Below are 26,146 nucleotides of genomic sequence, written 5' to 3'. Positions count from 1 at the left end.
TGCTTCTCTAAACCCGCCGTGGCGGGTTTTTTTGTTAGCTGATGTGAGTGGCTGGAAGACTTAAAGGCTGGTCCTCGGCGGCCATCAGCTGCGTCTCATGACTGCTGATGACAATAATACGGTTGGCCCAGCGCGGTCGGAGTCGCTGCAGAATTCGACGACTGCGCGCGCTATCAATCCCGGCGGTCGGTTCATCTAGTAACAGCACCTGCGGATCAAGCAAGATCAAACGGGCCAGCCCCAAACGTTTTAATTCACCCCCGGAAGGCAGCTGAGCGCCTGTACCTAACCAGGTATCTAATTTATCTGGCAATTGTTCGGCCCAGCTATCCAGTTCCACAAGTTGCAGCGCCTGCCATAGTGCCGCTTCACTAAAGTCATGGTGTAGGCAAAGATTAAAGCGCAGTGAGCCTTGTAGCAGACTTATCTGTTGCGGCATTAAACCGACCTGCTCAGGAGCTAAGCCGGTATAGAGGAGTTCCCCCTGTTGTGGCTGTAGCTGCCCTGCTAGCAGCTGCAATAGGGTGGTTTTACCATGCCCGCTAGGACTCGTCAGCCAATACCAATTATTTGCCTTCAGCGTGGTGTTAAGCCCCGATAGAGTGGCAGTTTGGCGTGATGGGTAGCGGTATTCTAATGCTGTTACTGCGATGCTCTTTTGCGTGCTTTGGGGCTCAACGAACTGACGTTGGTCGGCCTGGGGCGTACTTGGACTGAGTTGGCCGATCCGTTGCAAGGCTTTATAACCCAGTGCAAAGGCCGCCAGCGCGCTGCTACCGGTGACGAGGACTTCCTGTAGGCCAAGAGTCAGTAACAGCAGCATAAACACCAGTGCCCCCTCTAATTGCCCAGCGGCTAAGCTGATGAGTCCCTGCCATAAAACTAATAACAGCATAGCTGCATGGACTAACTGGTTGATAACCAGTACTTGCTGTCGGGCATGGCTGGTTTGCTGCTCGGTGGTATCGGCAATATGAGCGCTGTGGGTTAGCGCCTCGCCCTGATGGGAGAGCCGATCAAATAGAATGAGGGTCCGCAGATTGCTAAACAGCGAGTGAGCATCGCTCCATTGCTGATTGCGTTGCTGATGTAGGCTGTTTTGTGGCTGCAACACTCGGCGTAGATAGAGCAGCGGCACTAGCACGACTGAGACCAGCAGTGGCAGGGTTAGCCAGAGCGCCAATGTGGGTAAAAAGAGCATAATGGTGGCCAGATAAAGCAAACTGCTGAGCAGCATCACTAGTCCCGGCACTAATGCTGAGAGATAGAGTGCTTCGGCATGACGAATATCGTCTAGTAGTCGACCGCTGGCCTCATGACTGTTGAGTGGCTGTTCTTGCCAGTTATGCTGAGCCAGAGTGGCGAACATATCGCTGCGTAAGTGCGAAATAACCCGAAAAGTGGCCTCATGGGTGGCCAATCGTTCACCGTAGCGACCAAAGGTGCGGCTAATCGATAAGCCGCGCACGACAGCTCCGGGGGCAAAATAGTTAAAACCATGGGCGGCGGTTAGCGATAAGCCGGCTAAAGCGGTGGCGCTGATAAACCAGCCGGATACCGCCAGTAAGGCGATTCCCGAGAGGGCGGTAACGGTCGCTAGTAGCAGCCCCAGCGAAGCCATGCCGCGCTGTTGCCATAGCAACTGAAAGTAACGGTTGACGAGTTTAGGCATGGGTTGCCTCCGGAGTTGCTGTCAGACTGATGATTTGATCAAACTGCGCCGCTGCATCCCGGTGGCTACTGATAAGAACGATGCCACCGTTATCAGTGAATTGACGCAAGCCAGCCATAAAGGCGACGGCGTTGTCATGATCGAGATTCGCGGTGGGTTCGTCTAGCAGTAAGAGGTCAGGTTGATGTAGAAAGACCCGTGCAAGGGCAATCCGCTGTGCTTGTCCGCCAGAGAGGAAACCACCGCTGTCACTGATTTGGTAATCTAGTTGTGTTGCTAGGGCCGTCACTAGATGCTCGGCACGGGCCTGCCTAAGGGCCGTGAACAGCTGTTCGTCGGTAAATCGTCGGCCTAGGCAGAGGTTGTTGCGAATGCTGTCAAACAGCAGCTCAGGCTGTTGGGTCATATAGCCGATGTGCTGTTGCCAGTGACGGTTGTTGAAAATATTGAGCGCCTTGTGGTTCACCTCTAGCTGCCCGCTAATTGCAGGTTGCAAGCCCGCAAGGGTGTCCAAGAGCGTGCTTTTACCCACCCCGGATGGCCCGTTTAAGAGCGTCATCTGTCCCCGTTTAAGGCTAAAGCTGTGGCTGCCAATAACAATATCACCGTAGCCAACGTGCAGCTGTTTAAGATCGATCTGATCGATCGTTTCGCTGGGTAAGGTGCTTATGTCGTTAGGCTGGGCTGGCGGTTGCAGTTGCATCAGTCTGAGTAAATGGTCGGCAACACTGCTGGCATCGGCGCGGGCATGATAGAGCGCGCCGAGACGACGTAGCGGTAGATAAAATTCCGGCGCTAACATCAGTAAGAAGATGCCGTGGCTAAGGTTGAGATTGTCTTGCCACATGCCGATTTGGTATTTATCGAGATAAAGTAATCCGAGATACACCGCTACCATAGCGATGCTGATCGCGCTGAAGAATTCTAATAGCGTGCCGGAGAGGAATGCTAGCCGCAGTACTTGCATGGTTGAGCGACGAAACTGTTCTGACTGGCGAAAGAGGTTGTGCTGCTCTTCTGGGCAGCGATTGGCGAGTTGTAACGCAGAAATACCTTTGATGCGGTCTGAGAGTAAATTACCGAGCCGGGTCAGCTCTGTCAGGTTGCGACGGCTGGCATCGGCGGCTTTGTGGCCCACAATAATCATGAACAGGGGAATCAAAGGGGCGGAAAGCGCTAACAATAACGGCACGAGCCAGCCACTCCAAAAGCAGGCCAGTATAATCATGATGGGTGCCAGCATTGCCAGCCGTTGCTGGGGCAAAAATTCAGCAAAATAATCCCGGGTACTGTCGATCTCATTGCTCAATAGATTGCTGAGTTCGGCATGACTGAAGTGTTGCTCAACATGCAGCTGTAAGCTCTCACAGTGCTGCAATACGAGGCCGCGTAATTGGTTGCGCACATTAATGCTGGCGCGATCCGCTAAGCGGGTTTGCCAGAGCGGCAGCAGTGCCCGTAGCGTTAATAACAGTGCCAGTGATAGCCATGCCTGAGGTTGCCAAGTGATAGGCTCGGCGGCATAGACGGCACTGTTGATCAGCAGGGCTACCAGGGCGGTGATGCCGATGGTAGTGGCGGTTTGCAGCATGCCTAATAGAGTTAAACCACGGTTCTCTCGGCGGCTGATTTTTCCGGCCAGTCGCAGTAGCTGCTGACCATCGCTACACTGCTGTAGCATTGAGATATTGATCTGGCTCATCAATGGCGGCCTCTGTTACGAAGGAGCTGGTATTGTGTGAAGGTGCTTGTCATTATTGGCATATTTTAGCCATAATTGACGGAAAAGGAGTATAGCGATGACCAAAGCGAGTTGGTTGAGGACCATGCGTAATGTGTTGGATAGCTACAGTTCTCCTGCGGTTTTGATCGATGCCGATTACAATGTGGTGGCGACTAATACCAGCTATGACTTTCGTTTTGGTAGTTTGAACGGTCGTAGCTCCGCCAAATGTTTTTTTCTTTCCCATGGCTATCAACGGCCCTGTGATTTGGAAGGTGAAACCTGTCCGATGCAGGAAGCCCGTGACAGCGGTCACCGGGCCAGTGTACTGCATATTCATAACACGCCGCAGGGCAAAGAGCATGTCGGCATTGAAACCATTCCGATCACCGATGATGAGGAGCAAGCCTACTTTATCGAGTTGATGACGCCCATTCGGGAAGTGAGCGCGGAACCGATTGCCAATAAAATGATTGGCCGGAGCCGGGTATTTAACGAGCTGGTGGATTTGATTCAGCGGGTTGGTAAGACCGATACCAATGTGCTGTTGATGGGCTCTTCCGGGGCAGGTAAAGAGCTGGCCGCTCAGGCGCTGCATGCGTCGAGTCCAAGGGCGAGCAAGCCATTTGTCACCGTGGAGTGTTCTGGTCTCACCGACAGCCTGTTTGAAAGCGAGCTGTTTGGTCATATGAAAGGGGCGTTTACGGGGGCGATCCATTCGCGTACCGGATTGGTTCAATCGGCCCACGGTGGCACCCTGTTTCTCGATGAGGTCGGCGATGTACCGTTGCATCAGCAGGTTAAATTGCTGCGCCTGATCGAGACAAAAACCTTCCGTCCTGTGGGTGATAGTAAGGCCGTTGCTGCCGATTTCCGGCTGGTGTGCGCTACCCATAAAGATCTGCAATTGATGGTCGAGCGAGGCGAGTTTCGGGAGGATCTGTTTCATCGTATTAGTACCTTTCCGATTCGTTTGCCATCGCTGTCTGAACGCCGCGAAGATTTGCCGTTGTTGGTGGAAAGTATTCTCTTGCGTATCGAGGATAAAACCCCGCTGCGGCTCACTGATGAGGCTTTGCAGTTGCTGGCGCAGCAGCCCTTTAAGGGCAATATACGTGAGCTGAAAAACATCCTCGAACGGGCCGTTGTATTGCGTCATGATGACCTGATCGGGGTTGATGTGATTCAGCGTAGTCTGAATTTAATGGTGGTTTCTGAGGCAACCTCGCATAAATCCGAAGGGCTGACTCAACTGGCATTAAAGGGTCTTAGTATTGAGCAAGTTGAACAACAATATCTTAAAACCTTGCTGCAAACCTATCCGGATAAGAGCCGGGTTGCTGAGATTGCGGGTTGTAGTTTACGAACCTTATATCGCAAACTGGAGCAGTGATGTTACTGCCCCAGTCATGACGTTTATGACGCTGACTGATCAGGATGATTCTTCAGTGTCGTCTTGGTGTTCTAGCCACATCGCATTAATGATGCCGAAGCTGCAGGCCAGAAGAACACCGAGAATCCAGGCGAAATACCACATATTATTCTCCGTTAAGACTAGTAGTTAGAAACATTGTTCTGCTCAATAAACTCAGGTTCTACTCGACGCCACATTTTGACATAACACCAAGTGGTGTAGATCAGAATGATGGGGACGAAGAACAGTGCTACCCAGAGCATAATTTCCAGTGTTAGCTTGCTTGATGTTGCATCCCAGAGGGTCAAGCTGCTTGCCATGTCGGTAGACGATGGCATAACAAACGGAAACATTGTTACCCCGGCTAATAGAATGATCGCCGAGATACCCAGTGAGCTACTCAGGAAGGCCACACCAAAGCGTCCACCACGGGCCAGCATACTAGTCACTAAAGGCAGCAGTACGGCCGCCAATGGTAAGCACCACAGCAGTGGGTACTGGGCAAAATTACCGAACCAGTTGGCACTTTGTACAACGGTTTTACTCAATGGATTTGAGCTAGCATCACCGATCACTTCGCTGCTAATGCTAAAGCCTGGGATCGCGGTGTATAACCAGAAACCGGCAACTAACAGTAGAACGCTGAGGAGCACGCCCGATAGCGCTGCAACGGATTGGCTACGCTGCTGAACAGCGCCACCCGCGCGCATTTGCAACCAGACCGCACCGTGTTGTACTAGCATCACAACACTCACCAAACCACAGACGATGGCAAAGGGGTTCAGCAAGGCCCAAAACGAGCCGGTATAGGTGGAGCGGGTCAACTCGTCAAAGCTGAACGGTACACCTTGGAACAGGTTGCCGAAAGCGACACCAAAGACCAACGCGGGTACGAAGGAGCCCAAGCAGATACCTAGATCCCAGTTATTGCGCCACCGAGCACTCGGCATTTTGCTTCGGTACTCAAAACCGACAGGGCGAAAGAACAGGGCGAACAATACTAATAACATCGCCCAGTAAAAGCCGGAGAAGGCAGTTGCATAGACCAGTGGCCAAGCGGCAAAAATGGCACCACCTGCGGTGATGAGCCAAACCTGATTACCATCCCAGTGTGGTCCAATGGTGTTGATAATCACCCGTCGTTCAGTATCGCTTTTACCTAAGAATGGCAGCAGCATCGCTACCCCAAGATCAAACCCATCGGTGACGGCAAAACCGATCAGCAGGATGCCAACTAAAAGCCACCAGACTAGGCGCAAAGTTTCATAATCAAACATGCTGAGTTTCTCCTAGTTGTTCATGATGATAGCGGCCAGTTTCCAAGGAACTCGGGCCTTTGCGTATATATTTGATCATCAGGAAAACTTCAATACAAAGGAAGAAGGTGTAAAGTGCTGCAAAGCCAGCGATGCTAAGCCATAGATCTGTTTCACTGAGTGTTGATGTCGCAACATAGGTGGGTAGAATCTCACCAATAGCCCAAGGCTGACGGCCAAATTCGGCAATAAACCAGCCGGTTTCCACGCCGATCCACGGCAGCGGTAGGCAGAACAGTGCCAGTTTAAGCAGCCAGCGAGTTTTATACTCACGACGGCGGGCGGTGTAGTAGAAGGCCGCGGCAAAGGTGAACAGCATAATAACGCCGGCTGCCACCATAATACGGAAGGTCCAGAACATCGGTGCAACCTGTGGGATGGTATCCCGTGCAGCAGCTTTGATCTGTTCTTCTGTTGCGTCACTGACATTTGGGGTAAAGCGAGTCAGCAACAGACCATAGCCTAGATCATCACTGATGGCGCTGAAGGCTTCCCGGTTAGCCGGAGTATCATTACCGTTACGCAGCTCTTGCAGCAAGTCGTAAGCGTCCATGCCGCTACGGATACGTGTTTCATTCATCGCTATCAGGTCTTTTATCCCGGTGACCTCTTCGTCCAATGAGCGGGTGGCGATCAGGCCGAGTACCCAAGGGATGCGTATCGCATAATCAGTGACTTGTTCTTCCTGATTAGGCAGGCCAATCAGAGTGAACGGGGCAGGGGCTGGATGAGTGTCCCACTCGGCTTCGATAGCCGCCAGTTTAACCTGCTGTACTTCACCGACTTCATAACCACTTTCGTCACCCAGAAGGATCACTGACAAAATGGAGGCTAAGCCGAATGCAGACGCGATGGCAAAAGAGCGGCGGGCAAAGCCAACATCACGGTTGCGCAGTAGGTAGAGTGCGCTGATCGAGAGGACGAACATGGCTCCAGTAACATAACCGGCAGACACGGTGTGGACGAACTTAACCTGGGCGACGGGGTTGAAGATAACATCAGCAAAGCTGTCCATCTCCATGCGCATGGTTTCAAAGTTAAAGTAGGCTCCCACAGGGTTTTGCATCCAGCCGTTGGCGATCAAAATCCATAGGGCGGAGAAGTTTGAACCGATCGCGACCAGCCAAGTAACCCCCAGGTGTTGAACCTTGTTGAGTCGATCCCAGCCGAAGAAAAACAGGCCGATAAAGGTAGACTCAAGAAAGAAAGCCATCAGCCCCTCAATGGCCAGTGGTGCACCGAAGATATCGCCGACATAATGGGAGTAATAGGCCCAGTTGGTGCCAAACTGAAACTCCATTGTGAGTCCGGTGGTAACGCCCAGCGCAAAGTTGATACCAAACAACTTGCCCCAGAAGCGTGTCATGTCTTTATAGACCTGTTTACCGGTCATAACATAGACCGACTCCATGATCGCAAGCATGAATGAGAGCCCCAGTGTTAGGGGTACAAAGAGGAAGTGATACATCGCGGTGAGGGCGAATTGCCAGCGCGATAGTTCGACAACTGTTTCAGAAACCATAGTGTTAATACCTTCATCAGTTCGGCATCCCGGCCGAATAGAGCGTTAAGTGTCCTGGACATCAGGTCAGGGCCTAAGCGCTCAAGCTATAGCGTCAATTACAGCAAAAGCTGTACCAAGTGACTAAAAATAAATTAACATATTGTTTTGTATGTTTTTATTATGAAGGGGCCAACTATTGCAGAGGCCTGTTTACGCAACTTTTGTCATTATGTCGCAAAAAATGACAAAAAAGACTGTGGCATAGCGTCGCAGGTTGCTTTAAGACAAATATGACAGTGAATGTTTTATCAGCGGCCTTCAATGAGGAGAAAGCGACGCTGAGAATCTGCCTTAATGTTTCATATATAGCATAAAGAAGCCTAAAGCAGTATGCCTATAGACACTTTTTAGGCCTTGATAAAGGAGCTGCTTCAATTTGTCACAGGGCATGACTTTATTGTCATTTTGACGTGGGTTCTTATGCTTCGGCGCTATTTTGCTTTTCCATCAGTTGGATAAGCTCATCTAACGGTAGCGGCCGGCTAAAGAGAAACCCCTGTACCTGATCACAGTTATATTGGGTCACAAAAGCTAGCTGCTCTTCCGTTTCAACCCCCTCTGCAACGACTTTCAGATTAAGGTTATGGGCCATATCGATAATGGTTTTAACGATCATCTCATCGTCTTGGTCACTGCCGATATCGCGAATGAAAGAGCGGTCTATTTTAAGGGTGTTCAGGGGTAGCCGCTTTAATCGGCTGAGGGAGGAGTACGCGATGCCAAAGTCATCGATGGAGATCTCTATTCCAAGGGTGCGAATCTGATCGAGTTGTTCGAGCAGCGAATCATTCTCTGTCGCCATCACGGTTTCGGTCACTTCAAGATCCAGTGCCGTGCCGGGAAAGCCGGTGTTGCTTAGAACGTTAGCAATACGGTTGTATAGATCGCGGCGGATAAAGTGGGCTGGAGAGAAGTTAACCGATAGCTGAATCTCTTTACCGAAGCGCTGCCGTAACTGCAGAATATCCTCACAGGATCTATTCATCACCCATTGATCCACCTGACCGATCAGCCCCTGATCTTCGGCTAACGGAATAAACTCTTCGGGCGAGATCGCGCCTTCTTCTGCATCGAACCAGCGAATCAGTGCCTCGACCCCGACAATCGCCGAGCGTCGAGTACACCATTTGGGTTGGTAGTAAACCTTAAACAGCTTGTTATCGATGGCGTGTCTGAGTTTTTGCGCCAACTGTATGCGTCGTTCAGAGCGAATATTCATCTGCTTATCGAAGAAGCTAAACTGGTTTCGGCCAGCGGCCTTGGATGAATACATAGCGGTATCGGCATGCTTTACAAGGGTGGTTGCATCCCGACCGTCTTGTGGATAAATACTGACCCCGATACTGGTGGTGACCTGTAGGTTTAAACCATCAATCACAACTGGTTCTTTGATCTCTTCGATAAGCTTGGCGGCAATATCCGCGGCATGGTTTTGTGAAGTGTTAAGGGTCAGTACTGCAAATTCATCGCCGCCAAAGCGGGCGAGAGTGTCGCTGCCTCGCAGGCATTTTTTCAGTCGTGATGACAGCTCTATTAATAGCTGGTCGCCCATATCGTGGCCGAGGGTGTCATTAATATCCTTAAAACGATCGAGATCGAGAAACATGACCGCCAGTTGTTCATCTTGACGGTTGGCATAACTAATCGCCGTGTTGAGCTTGTCATCGAAGGTTGAACGGTTAGGTAGGCCGGTCAGGTTGTCGTGAAATGCTTGGTGTTCCAGCTGTTCTGTGAGCCGCAGTAGTTCGGCGGTACGCTGGCGGACTTTATTTTCTAAGAGTTGCCGGGCATCTTGGAGCTCGTTCTCCCGTGATTGAATCTGCTCCAGCATACGGTTGAAGTCGGTGGCGAGACTGCCTATCTCGTCTTCTGAGCGGTTACGGACTCGAAGCTTATAGTTTCGCGTACGGGTGATTTTGCGTGCGGTACTGGCGAGCTCGGTAATCGGTCGGGTGATGATATTTTGTGCCACGCTGGAAAGCAGCAAGGCGACGATCAGGGATAATAGGAAGACCACAAAGGCGATGCCGATCTGGTCAAATTGCCGATTTTTTAGATAGCTAAGATCGGTTAGTAGTAGGGTGAAGCCGACCGTTTCCTGATCGAGGCTGACTGGGCGAATAATGTAAAGTGCGCCGTCGATGTCACCTTCGAGGTCGTCCGGCAGAGCCGGGATCGGTGCATTATTGGGCGAGTATTGGGCAAATATCTGTTTATCAGCATCGTAGACGACGGCCAGCACGATACTTTTGACATTCTCCAGTGACTCAAGGGTCATCCGAACGGAATCGGAGTCTCCGAAAGTGAGCGCCGCGGTGGAGTTATTACTGATGATATCGGCTTGCGAGCGGAGATTTTCGATTACCTGCCGCTTGGAATCATACCAATCATTGATGGCGAAGCCCGCCGTGGCAAGGGTGAGTACGGTACTACTGATTAACAGTAATAGTAAAATCAGCTTTTTACGCAGTGGGAGGGTTTTAAAGAATGGCACCGTTATTACCGCCTAACTTTGGCTAATTTAAGTACTTCGGAGCTGATGGTCAGCCCGCTACGTTGTAATTCAGGTAGAAAGATATCGAGACTTATCCGTGCATCTTGGCGGATTAGGTTGACCGCCGCCGTTGATGTGACCACTTGGCTGGCACTGACTTCTGTGAGGTCGGCAACGGTGAGTACCGGGAGCGCTGAATGGTGCGCCTGATCGACAGAAAAGCTACTCAGTTGATGCCAAGGAATAAAGAGAATAGCACAGCCTTGAACTTGATCTAATGACTCGATGTGTCGTTCGGCGAAGTGACGATGTTGAACAGGCTTGCCGATCAGGGCCGATGATGCTGAGGCGAGCGTGTTCTCATGATAATGGCATAGGGTCAGTGCCGTTGAATTTGGGTCGCCGAGAGTCGGTTCAGGCCAGCGGACAAAGCGGGCGATATTGAACAGGATAGCCGCTTTAACCTGCTGTAACCGCGGGTCGCTAGGGGCGGCGGTTAGGTCGGGCGACAATAAACAGGTGAACAGTAGCGTCGCCGACAGCGCGTAGCGGGGATTGAGCCTGAGTCTTAGGAGTGCGTTGATCATAAGAGGTCGTGATTCCATTGGAGACGAATCCAAAGCTCTCTTTCGCTTCGCTCAGTGTTGTAATGGCCGCCGAAGTCGGCTGCAGGGTCCATAATGTGCTTGTTAAACAGATTATCGATGCCCAGTGAATAATCTAGTTGGTGGGTCAGCCGTCCAGAGCCAAACAGGTTAACCGTGGTAAAGCTCTGGGCATTATCCGCAAAGCCATTCGTATCGCTACGGCTGCTGCTATAGATCATGCTGGCGCCGATAAGATGGTTAGGTGTTAATTGATAATCGGCCTGTAGGCTGCCACTCCAACTGGCTAAATAGGGTAATGAACCGTCGTCGATGTCAGTTTCGAGATAGCTGAGACCTAAGCGGGTATTGAGTTTATGGCTTGGACGTAGGTTGAGAAGCCATTCCACGCCCTGCATTCGGTAAACCGAGCTGCTGTTGATAAAGTACTCATCGAAAGTGTCCGGGGTGGGTTCCTCCTGAATAAAATCATCGATATGGCTTTTGAACAGATTGATATTTAAGCTGGCCTGATCCCACTGATAGAGATAACCCAGTTCTGTTTGTGTGATACGTTCGGCATTGAGTGCCGGAGGCTTAAAGTTGGTGTGCTCCAAGACTTTGAGGTATTCGCGGAACCCCGGCGTGCGGATCGCCGTGCCGTATTGAAACTTCCAAGTATGCTGGTTGTCGCTGTAGACCAAGGCTTCCCGGTGATTAACATAACCACCAAATCTTTCGAAGTAATCATATCGCACGCCGGCGGTTAGGCTGAGGTTGGGGTGGATAGTCCAGATATCTTGGATAAATAGAGCGCCATCATTATTGGTGATGCCGGGTTCAGAGAGCAGGTTGTTGTTTTCAGGTAAGGCGAGAAAATAGCTGCTGTAATGAAAACGTCGGGCGTAATCGGTGCGCTCTGCTTTCTCATACTGCCAGCTGATGCCGCCAGCGAGGGTGTGAGGCTCAAACTGCTGGAGTAGCGTCAGGGATGCGCCCGCCATGGTGGCGTTTTGATATTCCTCATATCCCAGCGTTTGTGTTTGTCTCTCCTGTTCGTATTCTCGGGCGTTATCCTGTTGATAGTAAAAGGTGCTTTGCAGCTGCCCCTCATCTAGTGAGCCCATTTCATAATGCGCCGAGAGACTGAGGTTATCGCTATCGATAAATGCATTCTGACTGTTGGGTATAAAGAGAAAGGGGGTTTCACTACGGTTGTAATCCAGTTGCAGGGTTAATCCCGCGAAGGGCTGCGCTTTGATATGAATATTCGTGTAATCCTCATCGAGCGGCTGCAGTGAATCCTCACCAATAAAGGTTTTTCTGTCGGCACTAAAGGGCGCATCTTGTTGTAGCTGGCTAGCGAATATCTGTAGATTGTTGCTGTTATAGAGTACGCCACCTTTACGCCGTTGATGGTTGCCAACTTCGACACCCGCCTCGAGGTATTCCGTGTCACTGAACTCACGGGTGGTTACCGAGATAATTCCCGCGAAGGCGTTGGCTCCGTAGAGGCTAGAGGCCGGGCCGAGAATGATTTCAACCGAGTCGATGTAATCGAGAGGGAGGTTGTCACCCAGACTGAAATCGTTGTAATAGAGGTGGCGTTTTCTGACGCCATCAACCATCAGTACCATCTTGTCGTTATAGCGATTCAGCACGCCTCGGGTCCAGATGGAACGATGGCGTTTACGATACTGGTTAAGCTGTAACCCCGGCACAAACTGCAAGAGGTCATCTAAACGACGAACCCCAAAGCGGCGGAAATCATCCCGGTTAAAGTTGTATACCGTTCCCGGCGCTTTGCTGGCCTGAGTAGGTACTAGTGAGGCTGAGGTGAAAACATCCATTGCCATCAGCTCCTTTAGTGACATGTCACTAAAGTCTTGCGCAGCTGCAGAGGCAGGATTGGGGATCAAAAATGCTGAGTAAATAAGCAGTGGTATCGCACTGTTTCTCGACATGTATACTTCCGGACAGGCAGCCAGCTTCAAGCGGTGGCAATATTATTATTTTAAGGTAGCTGGTTGATCGTGAGACTCCTTTCTCGTGAAACTGTCAGAACACATCATGACAATGTCAATCTGATGGTGCAGGTACCGTTACGAACCGCTATACCAATATTATTTCTGCACTTAGATTTCAATTATCCGTTAGGTCAGCCCAACTCTCTCGTTTGAAGTTGATGGGCTGCAAGCTACATAGATTTATATGTCTTTATGATTCTATAACTATACACAGATATATCTTTTATGTGTCGCCTTTTTGTCTCTTTGTTTTAGAATTTTTTATATCATTTTATTCATTAAAAACAGATGGTTATGTTGACTTATGATTATTATTAACTTTTGCGAATAATTCTTATTAACTTTAAATGCTGCTCTGGCACGTTGTTAATGGGGCTCTTTACGCCATGTTTTTAGTGGCGAGAGGAGAGATGTAAATATCGATAGCCTAGGGGTCAATAGTCTTAGTCTTGATCTCCTTAACGGATTCAAATAGCGCGTTTTTGTACATCGCGCCATTTTCTCAGAGGCCCTCACTGAAGAGGGTGATGAATATGAATTGAAGATCTTGCACATCACTTATGGGGCAACAAAGAAAATGGCGTAACAAGAGCTAAAATTGAAGATCTTGCACATCACTTATGGGGCTTGCTTAGGAGAGCCGTATGGGCCACGTTTATGAGCGGCTTCCGATCACGATATTCTTCTCTGTGAGCGTTTATCGCTCTTAATGGGTTATTCAAGTACCATTCAAGGCGTGTTTTATACATTGTTCGAGTATGGTTCCATTCTTGCTTAAGTGTTTTATTAATAAAAATAATAGTGTTCAGACAACAGGCAACTCATTTGAGTGATAATCATTTTTCGATCCGCCATATCGGGTCACAGGACAGTAGTGGCAGTGCCGATGACCTGCCACATCCGGGCACGTCCAAAAACCGTCTGGCGACTAAGTATCTATGGTTGTCTTTGCTGGTGGCGTTGGTTCCCCTTGTTGGTTTTGCCGGTCTATATGACGCCTACTTTTCACAGTTGGTGACACGATTAACAGAAGAACAGCTATCCACACCGATTGCCGCGAAGCAAAACGAATTTCGAGTCTTCTTGCGCGAACGTAAGTTTGAACTACAGGCGTTGGCCGACCAGTTTGATAATCCTGAATTTTATACCCTTGATGGCCGACACTCGATTTCGGCTGAGCTAGAGGGGTTATTGCGCCTGCAGGTTGATACAGGAAGTGTTTACGGTGTGGTGTTTTTTGATCCTCAGGGGCGGGTCGCTTGGACGTTTCCTGAAGAGCAGCGGGTGATGCAAGCCTCATTGAAGCATGTAAATAAGTTCGAAGACGTCGAGTTGGTTGGGCCATCGGCTTACTCTATTGAACGGCCCTCGGCGGTGATTCTTCGTCAGCCAAGTAATGCCGATCGACAGACAAAAAACCAAGGCAGTATCGGCCTGATGCTGCGTTTCAATTCACTGACTGAGGTGTTTCGCGGCTTGGGGCAGGGCAGTTCGGTACGGGTGCTGCTGCAGGCGGGTAATCATCAGGTCTACGACGTGGTGGGTCAGCCGGTATCGATAACCCATCGTTCGACACAGCAACGGACACTCTTGCCCGGCTGGATTCTGCATGTCATAGAAGATCCTGAGCTAGTGATGACGCCAATGGAGGGTATGCGCTATTGGTTGCTGCTGTTGATGGCGTGCACTGTGGCCGGGCTTCTGTGGCTGCATATGAGTATCTCCCGCCGCTTGAATCGACAGGTTGAAAGTCTGATTGATAGCGTTGAAAAAGTGGCACGAGGGAATCTAGAAACCCCAGTAACAATTGTTAAAGGGGTTGAGATGCAGCGCCTGACGCAGGCTATCGAGCGAATGCGGCTTCAGTTGAAGGCGTTTATTCGCTCGACACTGGCCATCGAACGTCAAGCGACACTGGGCCAGTTAGCGGCGGGTCTTGCCCACGATATTCGCAACCCGCTAACCACTATTCGTACCACTATTGCAGCGTTGTCTCGGCGTGAAAAAGACCCTGAAAATCAAGAGATGATGGCGCTCGTCGAGGAGGAAATCGACAGAGTTAATGATGTGTTGGAGAATCTGTTGAATTTTGCCCGCCCCCGAGATCCATTAGCGAGTCGCATCGACACGGCAGAACTGCTCAATAGTATTGTTATTCTGGTTGGCGCCTCGGCCCGTAATCAGGGTATCCAATTAACCGTTGACTGCCCTGAAGGGCTGGCTGTTTGGGCCGATGAAGGCCATATCCGTCAGGTATTGATGAACCTTATTATCAATGCCCTAGAGGCGATGTCGGTGAAGGGGAGCGCGATCCAGTTGCGAGCGCTGCGACTAGCCAATGAGGTTGCATTATCCGTTAGTGATGATGGCCAGGGAATGCCAGAAGAGATTCAGGCACATATTATGGAGCCTTTTTATACGACCAAACCCGCCGGCACCGGCTTAGGTTTAGCGATCTGTGCAACTTTAGCTAAAAGTAATGGCGGGCGAATGACCATCGAAAGTCTTGATACCAGTGGCACCACGGTGACGGTGTTTCTGCCCACGGCATCTTCTGAGGAGAAGTACGAATGAACAATGCGATTTCGGTTCTGGTAATCGATGATGAGCGAAACTTGGTGCGCAGCATTGGCTTTTCATTACGGGATGAAGGGATGGTTGTCACCGGAGCGTACAGTGGCAGTGAAGGGCTTGAACAGGCAAAAATCTTGGGGCCAGATGTGGTGTTGCTGGATCTGGGGTTGCCGGATATTTCCGGTATTAAAGTGCTGGTGCAGTTAAAAGCACAGTATCCCGATTTGCCGGTGATCATGATCTCTGCCCACGGTGATACCCGCTCGGCGGTTAAGGCCGTTAAAGAGGGGGCGATTGATTACATTACCAAGCCGTTTGATGTTGATGAGTTGGTGTTGCTGATCCGTCGAAGCACCGAGCGCATTCGGATGTTGCGTGAGATTCGCTTTCTGCGAGAACGTAATACTGAAACTGGCCCACTGGTAGGTAGCAGTAAAGAGATGACGCTGTTGCGCACGGCCATCGAGCGGGTGGGCCAGAGTTCGGGTAAAACCGTGTTGATTACCGGTCCCTCTGGCACCGGCAAAGCGCTGGTTGCCCGGGCACTGCATGATATTCGTTTCACTAACGCGCCCTTTATTGAGGTGAACTGTGCGGCGTTGCCGGAACAGCTGATCGAAGCGGAGCTATTTGGCGCCGAACGGGGAGCTTATACCGGGGCGAATCAGCGCCGAGCTGGATTAATCGATCTGGCTGATGGCGGCACGTTGTTTTTGGATGAAATCGGGGAGATTCCTCTGCATCTACAGGCTAAGTTGCTGAGTTTTCTTGAGAACCGAAACTATCGGCCCGTGGGGGCTGGGCGCGAACGCCAAGCGAATGTGTTTGTGGTGGCGGCGACCAATCGCAATCTCAAGGAGGATGTCGATGATGGGCATTTTCGTGCGGATCTATTTTACCGGCTTAATGTACTGCCGGTGGATATTCCCGGGCTGTCACAGCGGGATCGGGACGTTACTTTGCTGGTTACGCACTTTAGCGAGCTGTTTGCCCAGCAGGAGGGCTGCGAGCCGATTCAGTTGGATGAGTCGGTGTTAGGCTTGCTAGAAAAGTATGATTGGCCCGGCAATATTCGCGAACTGAAGAATTTGATGGAGCGTTTAACGATTCTCTATCCAGGCAAACGGATCGATGTGGAGATGTTGCCGGTGGAGTTTCATGGCGGGCAGCGGGGGATTCAACATGTTAAAGAGGATTATCGAGAAGCTGTCGAAGATCATGAGCGACAGTTGATCTTAGATGCACTGAAAGAGTCTGACTGGCGCAAAGGACTCGCCGCCGAGAAGCTGGGGATCTCTCGGCATGCATTGAAGCGGCGGATACAACGGCTCAATCTGGAGAATGAGGCATGATCGTTCGGCTGCTAATGTTGCTGTTACTCAGTGCCACGGTTGATGCCGCCGAGTTATCGGTTGGGGCGTCCGAAGCTGAGGCGCAGGAAACCGTTGGCTGTCTGTTTCCTATGAGTGGCCGAGGGGGGTTATATGGTCGGGATAGTGTCACCGGCATTGAGTTGGCGTTTGAGCATCTACAGCAGCAACCATATGCGAGTCCACCTCTGCGGGTGCTGTTTTCCGATACTAGCTCGAAGGCATCTAAAGCGGCGCGGCAAGTGAAAAATTTTGTCCGTCAGAATAAGGTGCGGTTTATCTGTGGGGTGGTTAACTCATCGATTGCCTTGCAGGTGGCACAAGTCGCACAGGAGGAAGGGGTTTTCTTTATTGGGACGGATCATGCCTCATCGCGATTGACCGAGGGCGAGCAGAACCGATTTTACTTTCGGGTAAATAATAACACCGCACAATCGATGCGGGCGGGGGCGAACTATATCCGCAAAACGTTTGGCCGGGGAAGCGCCAAAAGACCGTTACGCTTAGCCTATATCGGCCCAGATTATGATTATGGTTATCAGGCGTGGAAAGATCTGCGTTTATGGCTGGATAAGGAAAGGGTGCGTTACCGCGTTGAAACGGTGCTCTGGCCGAAGCTGTATGAATCGGATTATTCTCATTATCTTGAAGCACTGGTCGAAAAAAAGGTCGATTTAGTGGTGAACTCCCTTTGGGGCGGGGATCTTGTGGCGTTTATCCAGCAAGCTAATCAGACCTCGCTTTTTAAACATGCTCGTTTTGCCAATTTTGATACTGGTGGTAATTATGAGGTGTTGTCAGCGCTGGGGGAAAATATGCCCGCCGGTCTGATTCTATCCTCCCGCCATCACAATAACTGGCCAGAGACAGAGCATAATCGTTGGTTTGTGAAGCGTTTTTATGAACTGACGGGGCGTTACCCCTCTTATGCAGCCGAGGGGGCTTACTCCGGTATTCTGGCGATCTCAGAAGCGTTACGTTTGGCCGGTCCCGATGCCAGCGATGATGTGGTGCGAGAAAAACTAACCCAACTGACTCTTAGTTTGCCGGAAGATCCGGCAGGGTTTAGCTCGTTTATGAATCCGGACAACCATCAATTACAACAGGTTATTGCTATCGGCGAAACAGTCCCCGATGATCGCTATCCCCCCGCTCGGATGATGTTGGGTAAGTGGGTCATCTATCGTCCAGAGAGTGTTGATTAGGCGGGGTTTGCCCTCCAAACCATTATTACCTACATCAGGGCAGTCTTCGCGGGCCTGATGGGTGTTGCCTGATAGCGCTATATCAACTCTCCCACTTAACGTTTGTCTCCTCAGCGTGATACTTCAATGAAACGTCTGAACGGCTTTTTCAGGCGCTCTTAATACCGTCTTCTACACCTCATTTATGTGCCCTTGGCGTGGATCGGCCGTTGATCGGTTCCAGCTCAACAGCTGCGCTCACGTTGGAGCGGCATTCGATCATCGTTTGATAGAGTGTTAATCGAGTGTATAAAAAATTCAATTAAAACAGCGTGTTATAGAAATAAATTCTCTTGGCATATGGCTTGCTATCTATGGTTAGGGCGAGACAACGAATCTGTGCAGGCAGCGCTCATGACCCTTTCTTTGATGGTCTGTACAGAGCCCTTACTGAAATTGATAAAAACAAGAGAAGGCGAAACTCAATGATCACATCCTTTGTTAAAAAGTCCACGCTGGCAGGATTAATTGTCGCGTCGGCTATGGCTCAGCCGGTGTTAGCGGCTGATGAATATAAGTTAGGTCTGGTGACCTTCCTGTCGGGCGGTGCTGCGGGGCCGTTCGGGGTCCCGGCGAAGAATGCGGCGGATCTGTTGTTAGAAACGCTGAATGCGGGTCAGTTACCGGCGCCTTACAACCTCAAGGGCATCAACGGTCGTGCGATCGCACCGGTGTATGTCGATGAAGCGGGCGGAGCCACCAAACAAGCCTCTGAACTGCGTAATTTAGTTGAGCGACAAGGCGTTGAATCGGTTATCGGGTATATCTCCTCTGGCGATTGCTTGGCGGTGCCGGCAGTGGCGGAAGAGTTAAAAACGTTAACCGTGTTATTCGATTGTGGTACCCCACGGGTATTTGAAGAGAACAGTTACAAATATGTGTTCCGTACCGGGCCGACCGCGACGATGGATAACGTGGCTGCCTCGCTCTATATCAAAGAGATGTATCCGGAGCTGAGTAGTGTTTCTGGGATCAATCAGAACTATTCATTTGGTCATGAATCATGGGCCGATTTTAATGGTTCATTGAATAAGCTAATCCCCGGCGTTGAAGTGAGTACCGAGCAGTTTCCGAAAATTTATGCCGGCCAGTATGGTGCAGAAATTTCCGCCTTGATGGTTAATTCTGCCGAGGTGATTCACTCCTCTTTCTGGGGCGGTGATATGGAAGCCTTCTTACTGCAAGGCTCGGCACGGGGGCTGTTTGAAGATCAGACCGCACTGCTGACCACCGGTGAAAGCGCTATGTATCGTCTGGCGGATCAGATTCCGGATGGCACTATTTTGGGTGGTCGTGGACCATTCGGCATTTATGCGCCAGATACGGCGTTGAATCGTTGGTTCCGTGAGGCGTATATCGCGCGCTTTAACACCGCGCCGACCTATCCGGCTTACAAAATGGTGCAGGGTATTCTGGGCCTTAAGCTAGCGACCGAGAAAGCGGCAGAAAAGGCGCAGGGTAAACCGACAACGGAACAGGTCGTGTCGGCCTTTGAATACCTCGAATATGAAGGTCCGGGGGGCACTGTCTCTATGAATCTGGGTAAGGGTCATCAGGCTACCATGGAGATGGTATATGGACGCTATATGCAGAAAGACGGTCAACCTGCGGTAACGGATGTTCGTCATTATGCGGCTAGCTGTGTGAATCCACCGGAAGGTGAGTCTTCGATTGAATGGATCGAAAAAGGAATGCCTGGCGCTCAGTGTGACTGAGTTTCTTATGACCCGGCAGCGTTGTGCTGTTGGGTCACTTTTCTTGTTCTTTTCGTAAATCAGGAGCGATATCCATGAAACTGGTAATTGCGATGTTGATGGATGGCGTTATCTACGCCTCCTGGCTTTTTGTAATCGCAGCAGGCCTTACGCTCATCTATGGTGTGATGCGAATTCTTAATATGGCCCATGGTAGTTTTTATGCCATCGGTGCCTATGCTGGCGCTTCTTTAGTCGGCTTCTATTTAGCCGGTGGCTATCCCCCTTGGGGCGCTTATTTAATGCTGCTCGGCGCTGCCATTGTCAGCGGTATGCTGGTGGGCATTCTTATTGAACGGGGTTTACTGCGCATTATGTATGGTCGGGATGAAGTGGTCATGATTCTGGTGACTTACGCCATTCTGCTGGTGTTGGAAGATGTGATTAAGCTGATTTGGGGCGTCGATGCTTACTTTGCCTATCAACCTTATACGTTGTTGGGACGCACCAAAATGGCGGGTATCTCATTCGCAAATTATGACATTGCCCTGATCGTTGTTTCCGCTTCTATCGGTTTCCTATTGTGGTGGGGGTTAAATCAAACCCGTCAGGGAAAACTGTTAAAAGCCGTCATCCATGACCGCGATACCGCTGCTTTTCTCGGCATTAATGTGACCCGTATGTTTTCCGTTACCTTTGTGATCGGTGCCGTGCTGGGTGCACTGGCCGGCTCTCTTACCGCGCCAGGTATTTCAGTCATGCCGGGTATTGGTGTCGAGGTCATTATTTTAGCCTTTGCCGTGGTGGTTATTGGTGGTTTAGGCAGTATCGGCGGCGCGTTGCTCGGCGCATTGATTGTCGGACTGGCCCGTTCTGCGGCGGTTCACCTGTACCCGGATGCGGAGTTGTTCGTTATCTACGGTGTTATGGGCTTAGTGCTTGCCTTCCGGCCTCAAGGCTTATTTGCCATCGCGACTGCAAGGAAAATTTAACATGAGAAATTCAACGTTGCTTGTGCTGGGTGTCAGTGCTGCGGCTTTAGCTGCGGGCATGTTTATGCCCGGCTGGCTGACTTTTTTGCTCACCCTCGCATTAGCTAAAGGGTTGGTGGTGCTGGGTTTACTACTGCTAATGAAGGCGGGACTAGTGTCCTTTGGACAGGGGCTTTATTACTGCCTCGGCGCTTACTGTGTCGGTATCGCAGGAGAGTATCTGGAAACGCAAAATGCCCTGTTTCTGATGATCATTGCGGTCATCGTTTGTGTCGCCTTAGCGGCGGTGATCGGCCTGCTACTGTGCCGTTATCGGGATATTTTCTTTGCCATGTTTTCGATGGCGTTCTCAATGATTCTCTATGGGGTGCTGGTTAAGAGCTCGGCATTTGGATCCTCAGATGGTTTCAACGTGAAGCCGCCTTTGTTATTTGGCTGGACGCCGACCGGTGAGAGTGGACCCTTGATGGCCTACGGCTTGGCCGTGGTTGCGGTGACCATTGTTGGCGTGTTTGTGTGGAACTACCTGCGTTCACCTATGGGTTATGTCGGTGAGGCGGTGCGTGAGAATGAGATCCGGGTTGAATATCTGGGCGCATCGGTTAAACGCATTATCTATATCAAATACCTGCTCGCTGCCGGCATGGCGGGGTTAGGAGGTGCGATCACCGCACTGGCGGCCGGTCATATCGATCCTGAAATGGCCTATTGGACCACCTCGGGTGAGTTTGTCTTTATCGCGCTGATGGGTGGCACCGGACATGTTGCCGGGCCCGTACTGGGGGCGGTGCTGTTTGAGCTGATTCGCACCTATGCGTTCCAGATATCGCCGTATACCTGGCAGATGATTCTGGGTATCGCGCTGTTGGCGATCATTCTTTATTTGCCTAAGGGTGTTTGGTCACTGATTGAACGGGTGACGAAGGGGAAAACCTCATGAGTGCTTTATTAGAAACACGCTCCTTGGCGCGTAACTTCGGTGCGGTAACGGCTGCGGCGGATATTGATGTCAGTATCAACCCCGGTGAAATTGTCGGTGTTATCGGCTCTAACGGGGCGGGTAAAACGACCTTTATTAACATGGTGACCGGTTATTTGCAGCCTAGCAGTGGCGACATCCTGTTTAAGGGCAAAAGCATCGTCGGTAAAAATCCTCGACAGGTGATGCGAGCGGGTATCTGCCGTTCGTTTCAGGTGGCGCAGTTGTTCCCTGAATTGACAGTGCTGGATAACGTCTTGATCGCTTACGGCATTATGCAGCATCCGGTACTGCCGATGATTCGGCCATTGGCGACGACACAAAACATTCAACAGGCACAAGTGTTGCTGCAGGAATATGGCATTGCCGATTATCTGAGCGAAAAGGTTGTCACTCTTCCCCAAGGGGTTCGCAAGTTGCTGGATATCGCGTTGGCGATGCTGCGAGAGCCGCAAGTGCTGCTGTTGGATGAACCGACCTCCGGGGTGGCGATCGACGATAAGTTCGACCTGATGGACACCGTTATGCGTGCGGTACGCAAGTCCGGCGCGGCGGTGCTGTTTGTCGAGCACGATATGGAGGTCATCGCGCGTTATTCGACCCGTTTAATCGCTTTTTATGATGGTCGAGTGCTGGCAGATGGGCCGGTGGTCGAGGTGATGGACGATGCCAAAGTGCAAGAACTGGTCACTGGGCATCATCTGGAAATCGATTATCAGCGGGAGGTCTCCCATGCTTAAGCTCTCATCTATCAATACCTATATTGCCGGCACACCGATCTTACGTGATGTGAGCCTGGCGATAGAACCTGGTGTTCTTGTTGGTCTGATTGGCCGCAATGGTGCCGGTAAAACGACATTGATGCGAACGGTGATGGGGCTGCTGCAGCCGTCTTCCGGCAGCATCACCATTGCGGGTCAGGATATGACCTCGTTGGCGCCGCATTTTCGCGCTCGTTCCAAAGTGGGCTATATGCCCGAAGATCGCCAGCTAGTGCCGACTCTGACGGTTGAAGAAAATATCCTTATCCCTGCTTGGGCCAACCAACTACCAGAAGCACAAGCCCGCCTGGCTTGGGTGTATGAGCTGATGCCCGAAGTCGAAGCTTTTGCGGATCGCAAAGCGCTGCAGCTTTCGGGTGGACAGCAGAAGCTGGTGGCGTTAGCGCGGGCGATGATGAGCGGTAGTCATCTGTTGCTCTTAGATGAGCCCTTTGAAGGGGTTGCGCCGGCGTTATCTCGGCGTTTAGCCAGTGTTTTACACACCCTCAAAGATGAAGGGCTGACGGTGTTGCTTTCCGAATCAGATTACAGCCATTCGGCAGATCTGGTGGATCAGGTTTACACCATTGAACGGGGTGCCGTGTCAGCACCGAAACAGGTTAAAGGAGCGGTCGCATGAATAGTTTTGTGTTTAATTTTCCTAAGCAGTTTATTTGCCAACCGGGTGCCGCGAGCGAGTTAGGCGAAATCTGCCAACGGGTGATTGGTGCGCGCGTGTTGGTGGTGACGGATCAGGGCATTGTTAATGCGGGTTTGTTGCAGCCGGTGATCGACACTCTTAAAAGTGCCGGGGTTGAGCCGGTTATTTTCGCTGAGGTGGAAGCTGATCCGGCTGAATCGATTGTCTTGGCGGCGACTGCTCAGGCGGTGGCGGCCGGTGTTGATGGGGTGATTGGGTTAGGTGGTGGCTCATCTATGGACGTCGCTAAATTGGTGGCCCTGTTGGCTAAAGGCGAGGAAGATCTAGCGGCTATTTATGGGGTTAACCTCGTGAAGGGGCGTCGCTTACCGCTGATCCAGATTCCGACCACGGCGGGCACGGGTTCTGAAGTGACTGCGGTGGCCATTATTACTGTGGGTGAAGGCCAGAAGAAAGGAGTTGTATCGGATCAACTGTTGCCTGATCTAGCGTTGCTGGATGCGGAGCTAACGCTCGGCTTACCGCCTATCGTGACGGCGACCACTGGCGTGGATGCGATGGTGCATGCAATAGAAGCTTATACCTCACATAACCCCAACCATAACTTGATTTCCGATGCGCTGGCGAAAGAGGCGTTGATCTTATTGGGCGGTAATATCCAAGCGGCGGTGAGTGATGGCCGTAATCTTGAGGTCCGTTCCAATATGTTGCTGGGCTCGATGCTGGCCGGTCAGGCATTTGCTAACTCGCCGGTGGCAGCGGTACATGCTCTGGCGTATCCGTTGGGCGGGATCTATCACCTCTCTCACGGGCTGACCAATGCGCTGGTGTTACCTCACGTGATGCGCTTTAACCAGACGGTATGCGCGGATCTTTATGCGACCTTGGCGCCACTCGTGTTCCCTGCTCTAGGGGCGATAGAAGACGGTGTGGCTAGAAGCAATGCCTTTATCGATGCACTGACTGAGTTAAATCGCTCGCTGGGTATTAAGGATCGTTTGCGAGATTACGATATTCCACAAACGGCCTTGTCTCAATTAGCCGAGGACGCAATGAAGCAGACCCGCTTACTAGTCAATAATCCACGCAATGTCAGCATCGATGATGCCTTGGCGATTTATCAAGCGGCTTGGTAGGAGCACATAACATGTCTGATTTAACGAAGTTAGAAAGCCGTAGTGATTATCCACATATGATTACCATTCCGACTCGCTGGATGGATAACGATGTCTATGGTCATGTAAACAACGTGCAGTATTACAGTTATTTCGATACGGCGGTGAATAAATATCTGATCGATCAAGGGGTCTTGGATATCTACCATAGCGAGGTTATTGGCCTAGTGGTGGAAACTCAGTGTAACTATTTTAGCAGTGTGGCGTTTCCCGCCGATGTGATTGCCGGGGTGGCGGTGACTCGGTTGGGGAATAGCTCTGTGCGTTATGAGATCGGTCTGTTTCTTGAGGGGCAGGATAAACCATCGGCTCAGGGACACTTTATTCATGTGTATGTTGATCGCGCCAGCCAACGGCCTGTCGCGTTGCCGGCTCCGCTGCGGGCAGCGTTAGAAAAAATTTCAGTTTAGGGTGGTTTTATGCAATTAAATAACGCTGATTTACTGCAACATCAATCGTTTATCAATGGTCAGTGGTGTGATGCCCAGCGAGGCAGACAGTTCACCGTTTACAATCCGGCCAGTGGTGAAGCGATTGCCGCTGTGGCGGATTTGGATGCTGAGGATGTTGCCGAGGCGATTGGGATGGCGAATAATGCTTGGGCGGATTGGCGTGCTCGAACCGGCAAAGAGCGTAGCGCCGTGTTGCGTCGTTGGTTTGATCTGATCATTGCCGCACAAGATGATCTCGCCACACTGATGACCACCGAACAGGGGAAACCCCTCAGCGAAGCCCGTGGTGAAGTGGTGTATGGGGCATCGTTTGTTGAGTGGTTTGCCGAAGAAGCCAAGCGGCTCTATGGCGATATAATTCCCGGTCATGGGCGAGATAAACGTTTATTGGTAGTTAAACAGTCGATTGGTGTCGCAGCCGCGATCACCCCGTGGAATTTTCCGATCGCCATGATTACCCGTAAGGTCGCGCCAGCACTAGCGGCCGGCTGCCCAGTGGTGATTAAACCGTCCGAACTAACCCCATTATCGGCGTTAGCGCTGGCTAAATTAGCACAACTTGCGGGTTTTCCCGATGGCGTGTTCAATGTTGTTACCTCGACCGATGCACCGGCGGTGGGGCGGGTTTTGTGTGCCGACTCGCGGGTGCGTAAGCTTTCATTTACCGGCTCGACACCGGTCGGAAAACTGTTAGCTGAACAGTGTGCCGCGAATGTTAAAAAGGTCTCTCTCGAATTGGGTGGCAATGCGCCCTTTATTGTCTTTGATGATGCCGATCTAGATGCCGCCGTGGTGGGCGCTATTGTGTCGAAGTTTCGCAATGCCGGACAAACCTGTGTCTGTACCAACCGCATCTTTGTACAGGCGGGTGTTTATGATGCCTTTGTGGAAAAGTTTGCCTTGGCCGTTGATGCGCTAACGGTTGGCGATGGTTTTGCTGAGGGAGTACTAATTGGTCCGTTAATCGACGCTCGGGCGCTTAATAAAGTGCAGGACTTAGTTGCCGATGCGCTGGCAAATGGGGCTAAAGTGGTGACCGGTGGTGAGCCGTTTGCTGGTGTTGCTAATGGTTATCGACCTACCATACTGAGCCATGTGGATAACTCGATGAGGATTGCTCAGGTAGAGATCTTTGGCCCCGTGGCCACGCTGATTCCGTTTACTTTAGAAAGCGAAGTGATTGAGATGGCGAACGATACACCCTTTGGCTTGGCGGCATATTTTTATGCCCGCGATATCGGCCGAATCTGGCGCGTATCTGAAGCGTTGGAGTATGGCATGGTCGGGATAAACGAAGGCCTGATTTCAACTGAAGTAGCGCCCTTTGGCGGCGTTAAAGAGTCGGGTTTAGGGCGTGAAGGCTCGAAGTACGGTATCGATGACTATGTCGAACTGAAGTATCTCTGTATGGGAGGTAATTGAGCAGGCTTTAATGGTTGCTTGACGTTGT

General features: G+C 51.0%; 20 protein-coding genes. 12 read left to right on the top strand and 8 right to left on the bottom strand.

Annotated features, from left to right (window positions below; translation table 11 throughout):
* Positions 1-34 precede the first annotated feature (34 nt).
* Both ACN0T0_RS10170 and cydD read right to left on the bottom strand, forming a co-directional pair.
* Complete coding sequence (locus ACN0T0_RS10170) at positions 35-1,672, bottom strand: amino acid ABC transporter ATP-binding/permease protein (protein WP_417225697.1); 1,638 nt, start codon at positions 1,670-1,672, stop codon at positions 35-37.
* Entirely contained in the window at positions 1,665-3,374 is a 1,710-nt protein-coding gene (gene cydD, locus ACN0T0_RS10165) for a thiol reductant ABC exporter subunit CydD (protein WP_417225695.1), read from the bottom strand. The genes ACN0T0_RS10170 and cydD overlap by 8 nt, the downstream gene beginning before the upstream one ends.
* Before the next feature lie 97 nt (positions 3,375-3,471).
* Here cydD and ACN0T0_RS10160 point away from each other — a divergent pair, with 97 nt between their 5' ends.
* On the top strand, positions 3,472-4,788 hold the full coding sequence (locus tag ACN0T0_RS10160; protein ID WP_417225693.1) for a sigma-54 interaction domain-containing protein: 1,317 nt from the start codon (positions 3,472-3,474) through the stop codon (positions 4,786-4,788).
* Between the two features lie 39 nt (positions 4,789-4,827).
* Here ACN0T0_RS10160 and cydX read toward each other — a convergent pair whose 3' ends face one another.
* From cydX to ACN0T0_RS10130, 6 genes are all read right to left on the bottom strand, one after another.
* Positions 4,828-4,932, bottom strand: coding sequence for a cytochrome bd-I oxidase subunit CydX (gene cydX / locus ACN0T0_RS10155; RefSeq protein WP_417225691.1), 105 nt, complete (start codon positions 4,930-4,932; stop codon positions 4,828-4,830).
* A gap of 17 nt (positions 4,933-4,949) precedes the next feature.
* On the bottom strand, positions 4,950-6,086 hold the full coding sequence (cydB, locus tag ACN0T0_RS10150) for a cytochrome d ubiquinol oxidase subunit II (protein WP_417225689.1): 1,137 nt from the start codon (positions 6,084-6,086) through the stop codon (positions 4,950-4,952).
* Positions 6,079-7,647, bottom strand: a complete 1,569-nt coding sequence (locus ACN0T0_RS10145; RefSeq protein WP_417225687.1) for a cytochrome ubiquinol oxidase subunit I — start codon at positions 7,645-7,647, stop codon at positions 6,079-6,081. The genes cydB and ACN0T0_RS10145 overlap by 8 nt, the downstream gene beginning before the upstream one ends.
* A 460-nt stretch (positions 7,648-8,107) precedes the next feature.
* On the bottom strand, positions 8,108-10,183 hold the full coding sequence (locus tag ACN0T0_RS10140; protein WP_417225685.1) for an EAL domain-containing protein: 2,076 nt from the start codon (positions 10,181-10,183) through the stop codon (positions 8,108-8,110).
* Positions 10,184-10,188: 5 nt separating this feature from the next.
* On the bottom strand, positions 10,189-10,770 hold the full coding sequence (locus ACN0T0_RS10135) for a YfiR family protein (protein ID WP_417225683.1): 582 nt from the start codon (positions 10,768-10,770) through the stop codon (positions 10,189-10,191).
* Positions 10,767-12,731: a TonB-dependent receptor plug domain-containing protein gene (locus ACN0T0_RS10130; RefSeq protein WP_417225681.1), complete on the bottom strand. Its 1,965-nt coding sequence runs from the start codon at positions 12,729-12,731 to the stop codon at positions 10,767-10,769. The genes ACN0T0_RS10135 and ACN0T0_RS10130 overlap by 4 nt, the downstream gene beginning before the upstream one ends.
* An 888-nt stretch (positions 12,732-13,619) precedes the next feature.
* Between ACN0T0_RS10130 and ACN0T0_RS10125 the strand changes: the two genes are divergently transcribed.
* The 11 genes from ACN0T0_RS10125 to ACN0T0_RS10075 all read left to right on the top strand — a co-directional run bounded on the left by ACN0T0_RS10125 (position 13,620) and on the right by ACN0T0_RS10075 (position 26,118).
* The gene (locus ACN0T0_RS10125) at positions 13,620-15,368 is read left to right on the top strand and encodes an ATP-binding protein (RefSeq protein ID WP_417225679.1); all 1,749 of its coding nucleotides are present in this window, start codon (positions 13,620-13,622) and stop codon (positions 15,366-15,368) included.
* On the top strand, positions 15,365-16,720 hold the full coding sequence (locus ACN0T0_RS10120) for a sigma-54-dependent transcriptional regulator (protein ID WP_417225677.1): 1,356 nt from the start codon (positions 15,365-15,367) through the stop codon (positions 16,718-16,720). The genes ACN0T0_RS10125 and ACN0T0_RS10120 overlap by 4 nt, the downstream gene beginning before the upstream one ends.
* Positions 16,717-17,943, top strand: a complete 1,227-nt coding sequence (locus ACN0T0_RS10115; RefSeq protein ID WP_417225675.1) for an ABC transporter substrate-binding protein — start codon at positions 16,717-16,719, stop codon at positions 17,941-17,943. The genes ACN0T0_RS10120 and ACN0T0_RS10115 overlap by 4 nt, the downstream gene beginning before the upstream one ends.
* 464 nt (positions 17,944-18,407) lie before the next feature.
* On the top strand, positions 18,408-19,697 hold the full coding sequence (locus ACN0T0_RS10110) for an ABC transporter substrate-binding protein (RefSeq protein ID WP_417225673.1): 1,290 nt from the start codon (positions 18,408-18,410) through the stop codon (positions 19,695-19,697).
* 74 nt (positions 19,698-19,771) lie between these two features.
* Positions 19,772-20,668: a branched-chain amino acid ABC transporter permease gene (locus ACN0T0_RS10105; RefSeq protein ID WP_417225671.1), complete on the top strand. Its 897-nt coding sequence runs from the start codon at positions 19,772-19,774 to the stop codon at positions 20,666-20,668.
* A gap of 1 nt (position 20,669) precedes the next feature.
* A complete protein-coding gene (locus tag ACN0T0_RS10100; protein WP_417225669.1) occupies positions 20,670-21,608 on the top strand; it encodes a branched-chain amino acid ABC transporter permease in 939 nt (312 codons plus the stop codon).
* The gene (locus ACN0T0_RS10095) at positions 21,605-22,387 is read left to right on the top strand and encodes an ABC transporter ATP-binding protein (protein WP_417225667.1); all 783 of its coding nucleotides are present in this window, start codon (positions 21,605-21,607) and stop codon (positions 22,385-22,387) included. Before ACN0T0_RS10100 ends, ACN0T0_RS10095 begins: the two co-directional genes overlap by 4 nt.
* Positions 22,380-23,048, top strand: a complete 669-nt coding sequence (locus tag ACN0T0_RS10090) for an ATP-binding cassette domain-containing protein (RefSeq protein WP_417225665.1) — start codon at positions 22,380-22,382, stop codon at positions 23,046-23,048. The genes ACN0T0_RS10095 and ACN0T0_RS10090 overlap by 8 nt, the downstream gene beginning before the upstream one ends.
* Complete coding sequence (locus tag ACN0T0_RS10085; protein WP_417225663.1) at positions 23,045-24,205, top strand: iron-containing alcohol dehydrogenase; 1,161 nt, start codon at positions 23,045-23,047, stop codon at positions 24,203-24,205. The genes ACN0T0_RS10090 and ACN0T0_RS10085 overlap by 4 nt, the downstream gene beginning before the upstream one ends.
* An 11-nt stretch (positions 24,206-24,216) precedes the next feature.
* Positions 24,217-24,654, top strand: a complete 438-nt coding sequence (locus tag ACN0T0_RS10080; protein ID WP_417225661.1) for an acyl-CoA thioesterase — start codon at positions 24,217-24,219, stop codon at positions 24,652-24,654.
* Between the two features lie 9 nt (positions 24,655-24,663).
* A complete protein-coding gene (locus tag ACN0T0_RS10075; RefSeq protein WP_417225659.1) occupies positions 24,664-26,118 on the top strand; it encodes an NAD-dependent succinate-semialdehyde dehydrogenase in 1,455 nt (484 codons plus the stop codon).
* Positions 26,119-26,146: the final 28 nt, after the last annotated feature.

Source organism: Amphritea sp. (assembly GCF_048266285.1).
GTDB lineage: Bacteria > Pseudomonadota > Gammaproteobacteria > Pseudomonadales > Balneatricaceae > Amphritea.
Note: the sequence above shows the minus strand (reverse complement) of the source record. Positions and strands in the feature narration are given on the sequence as shown.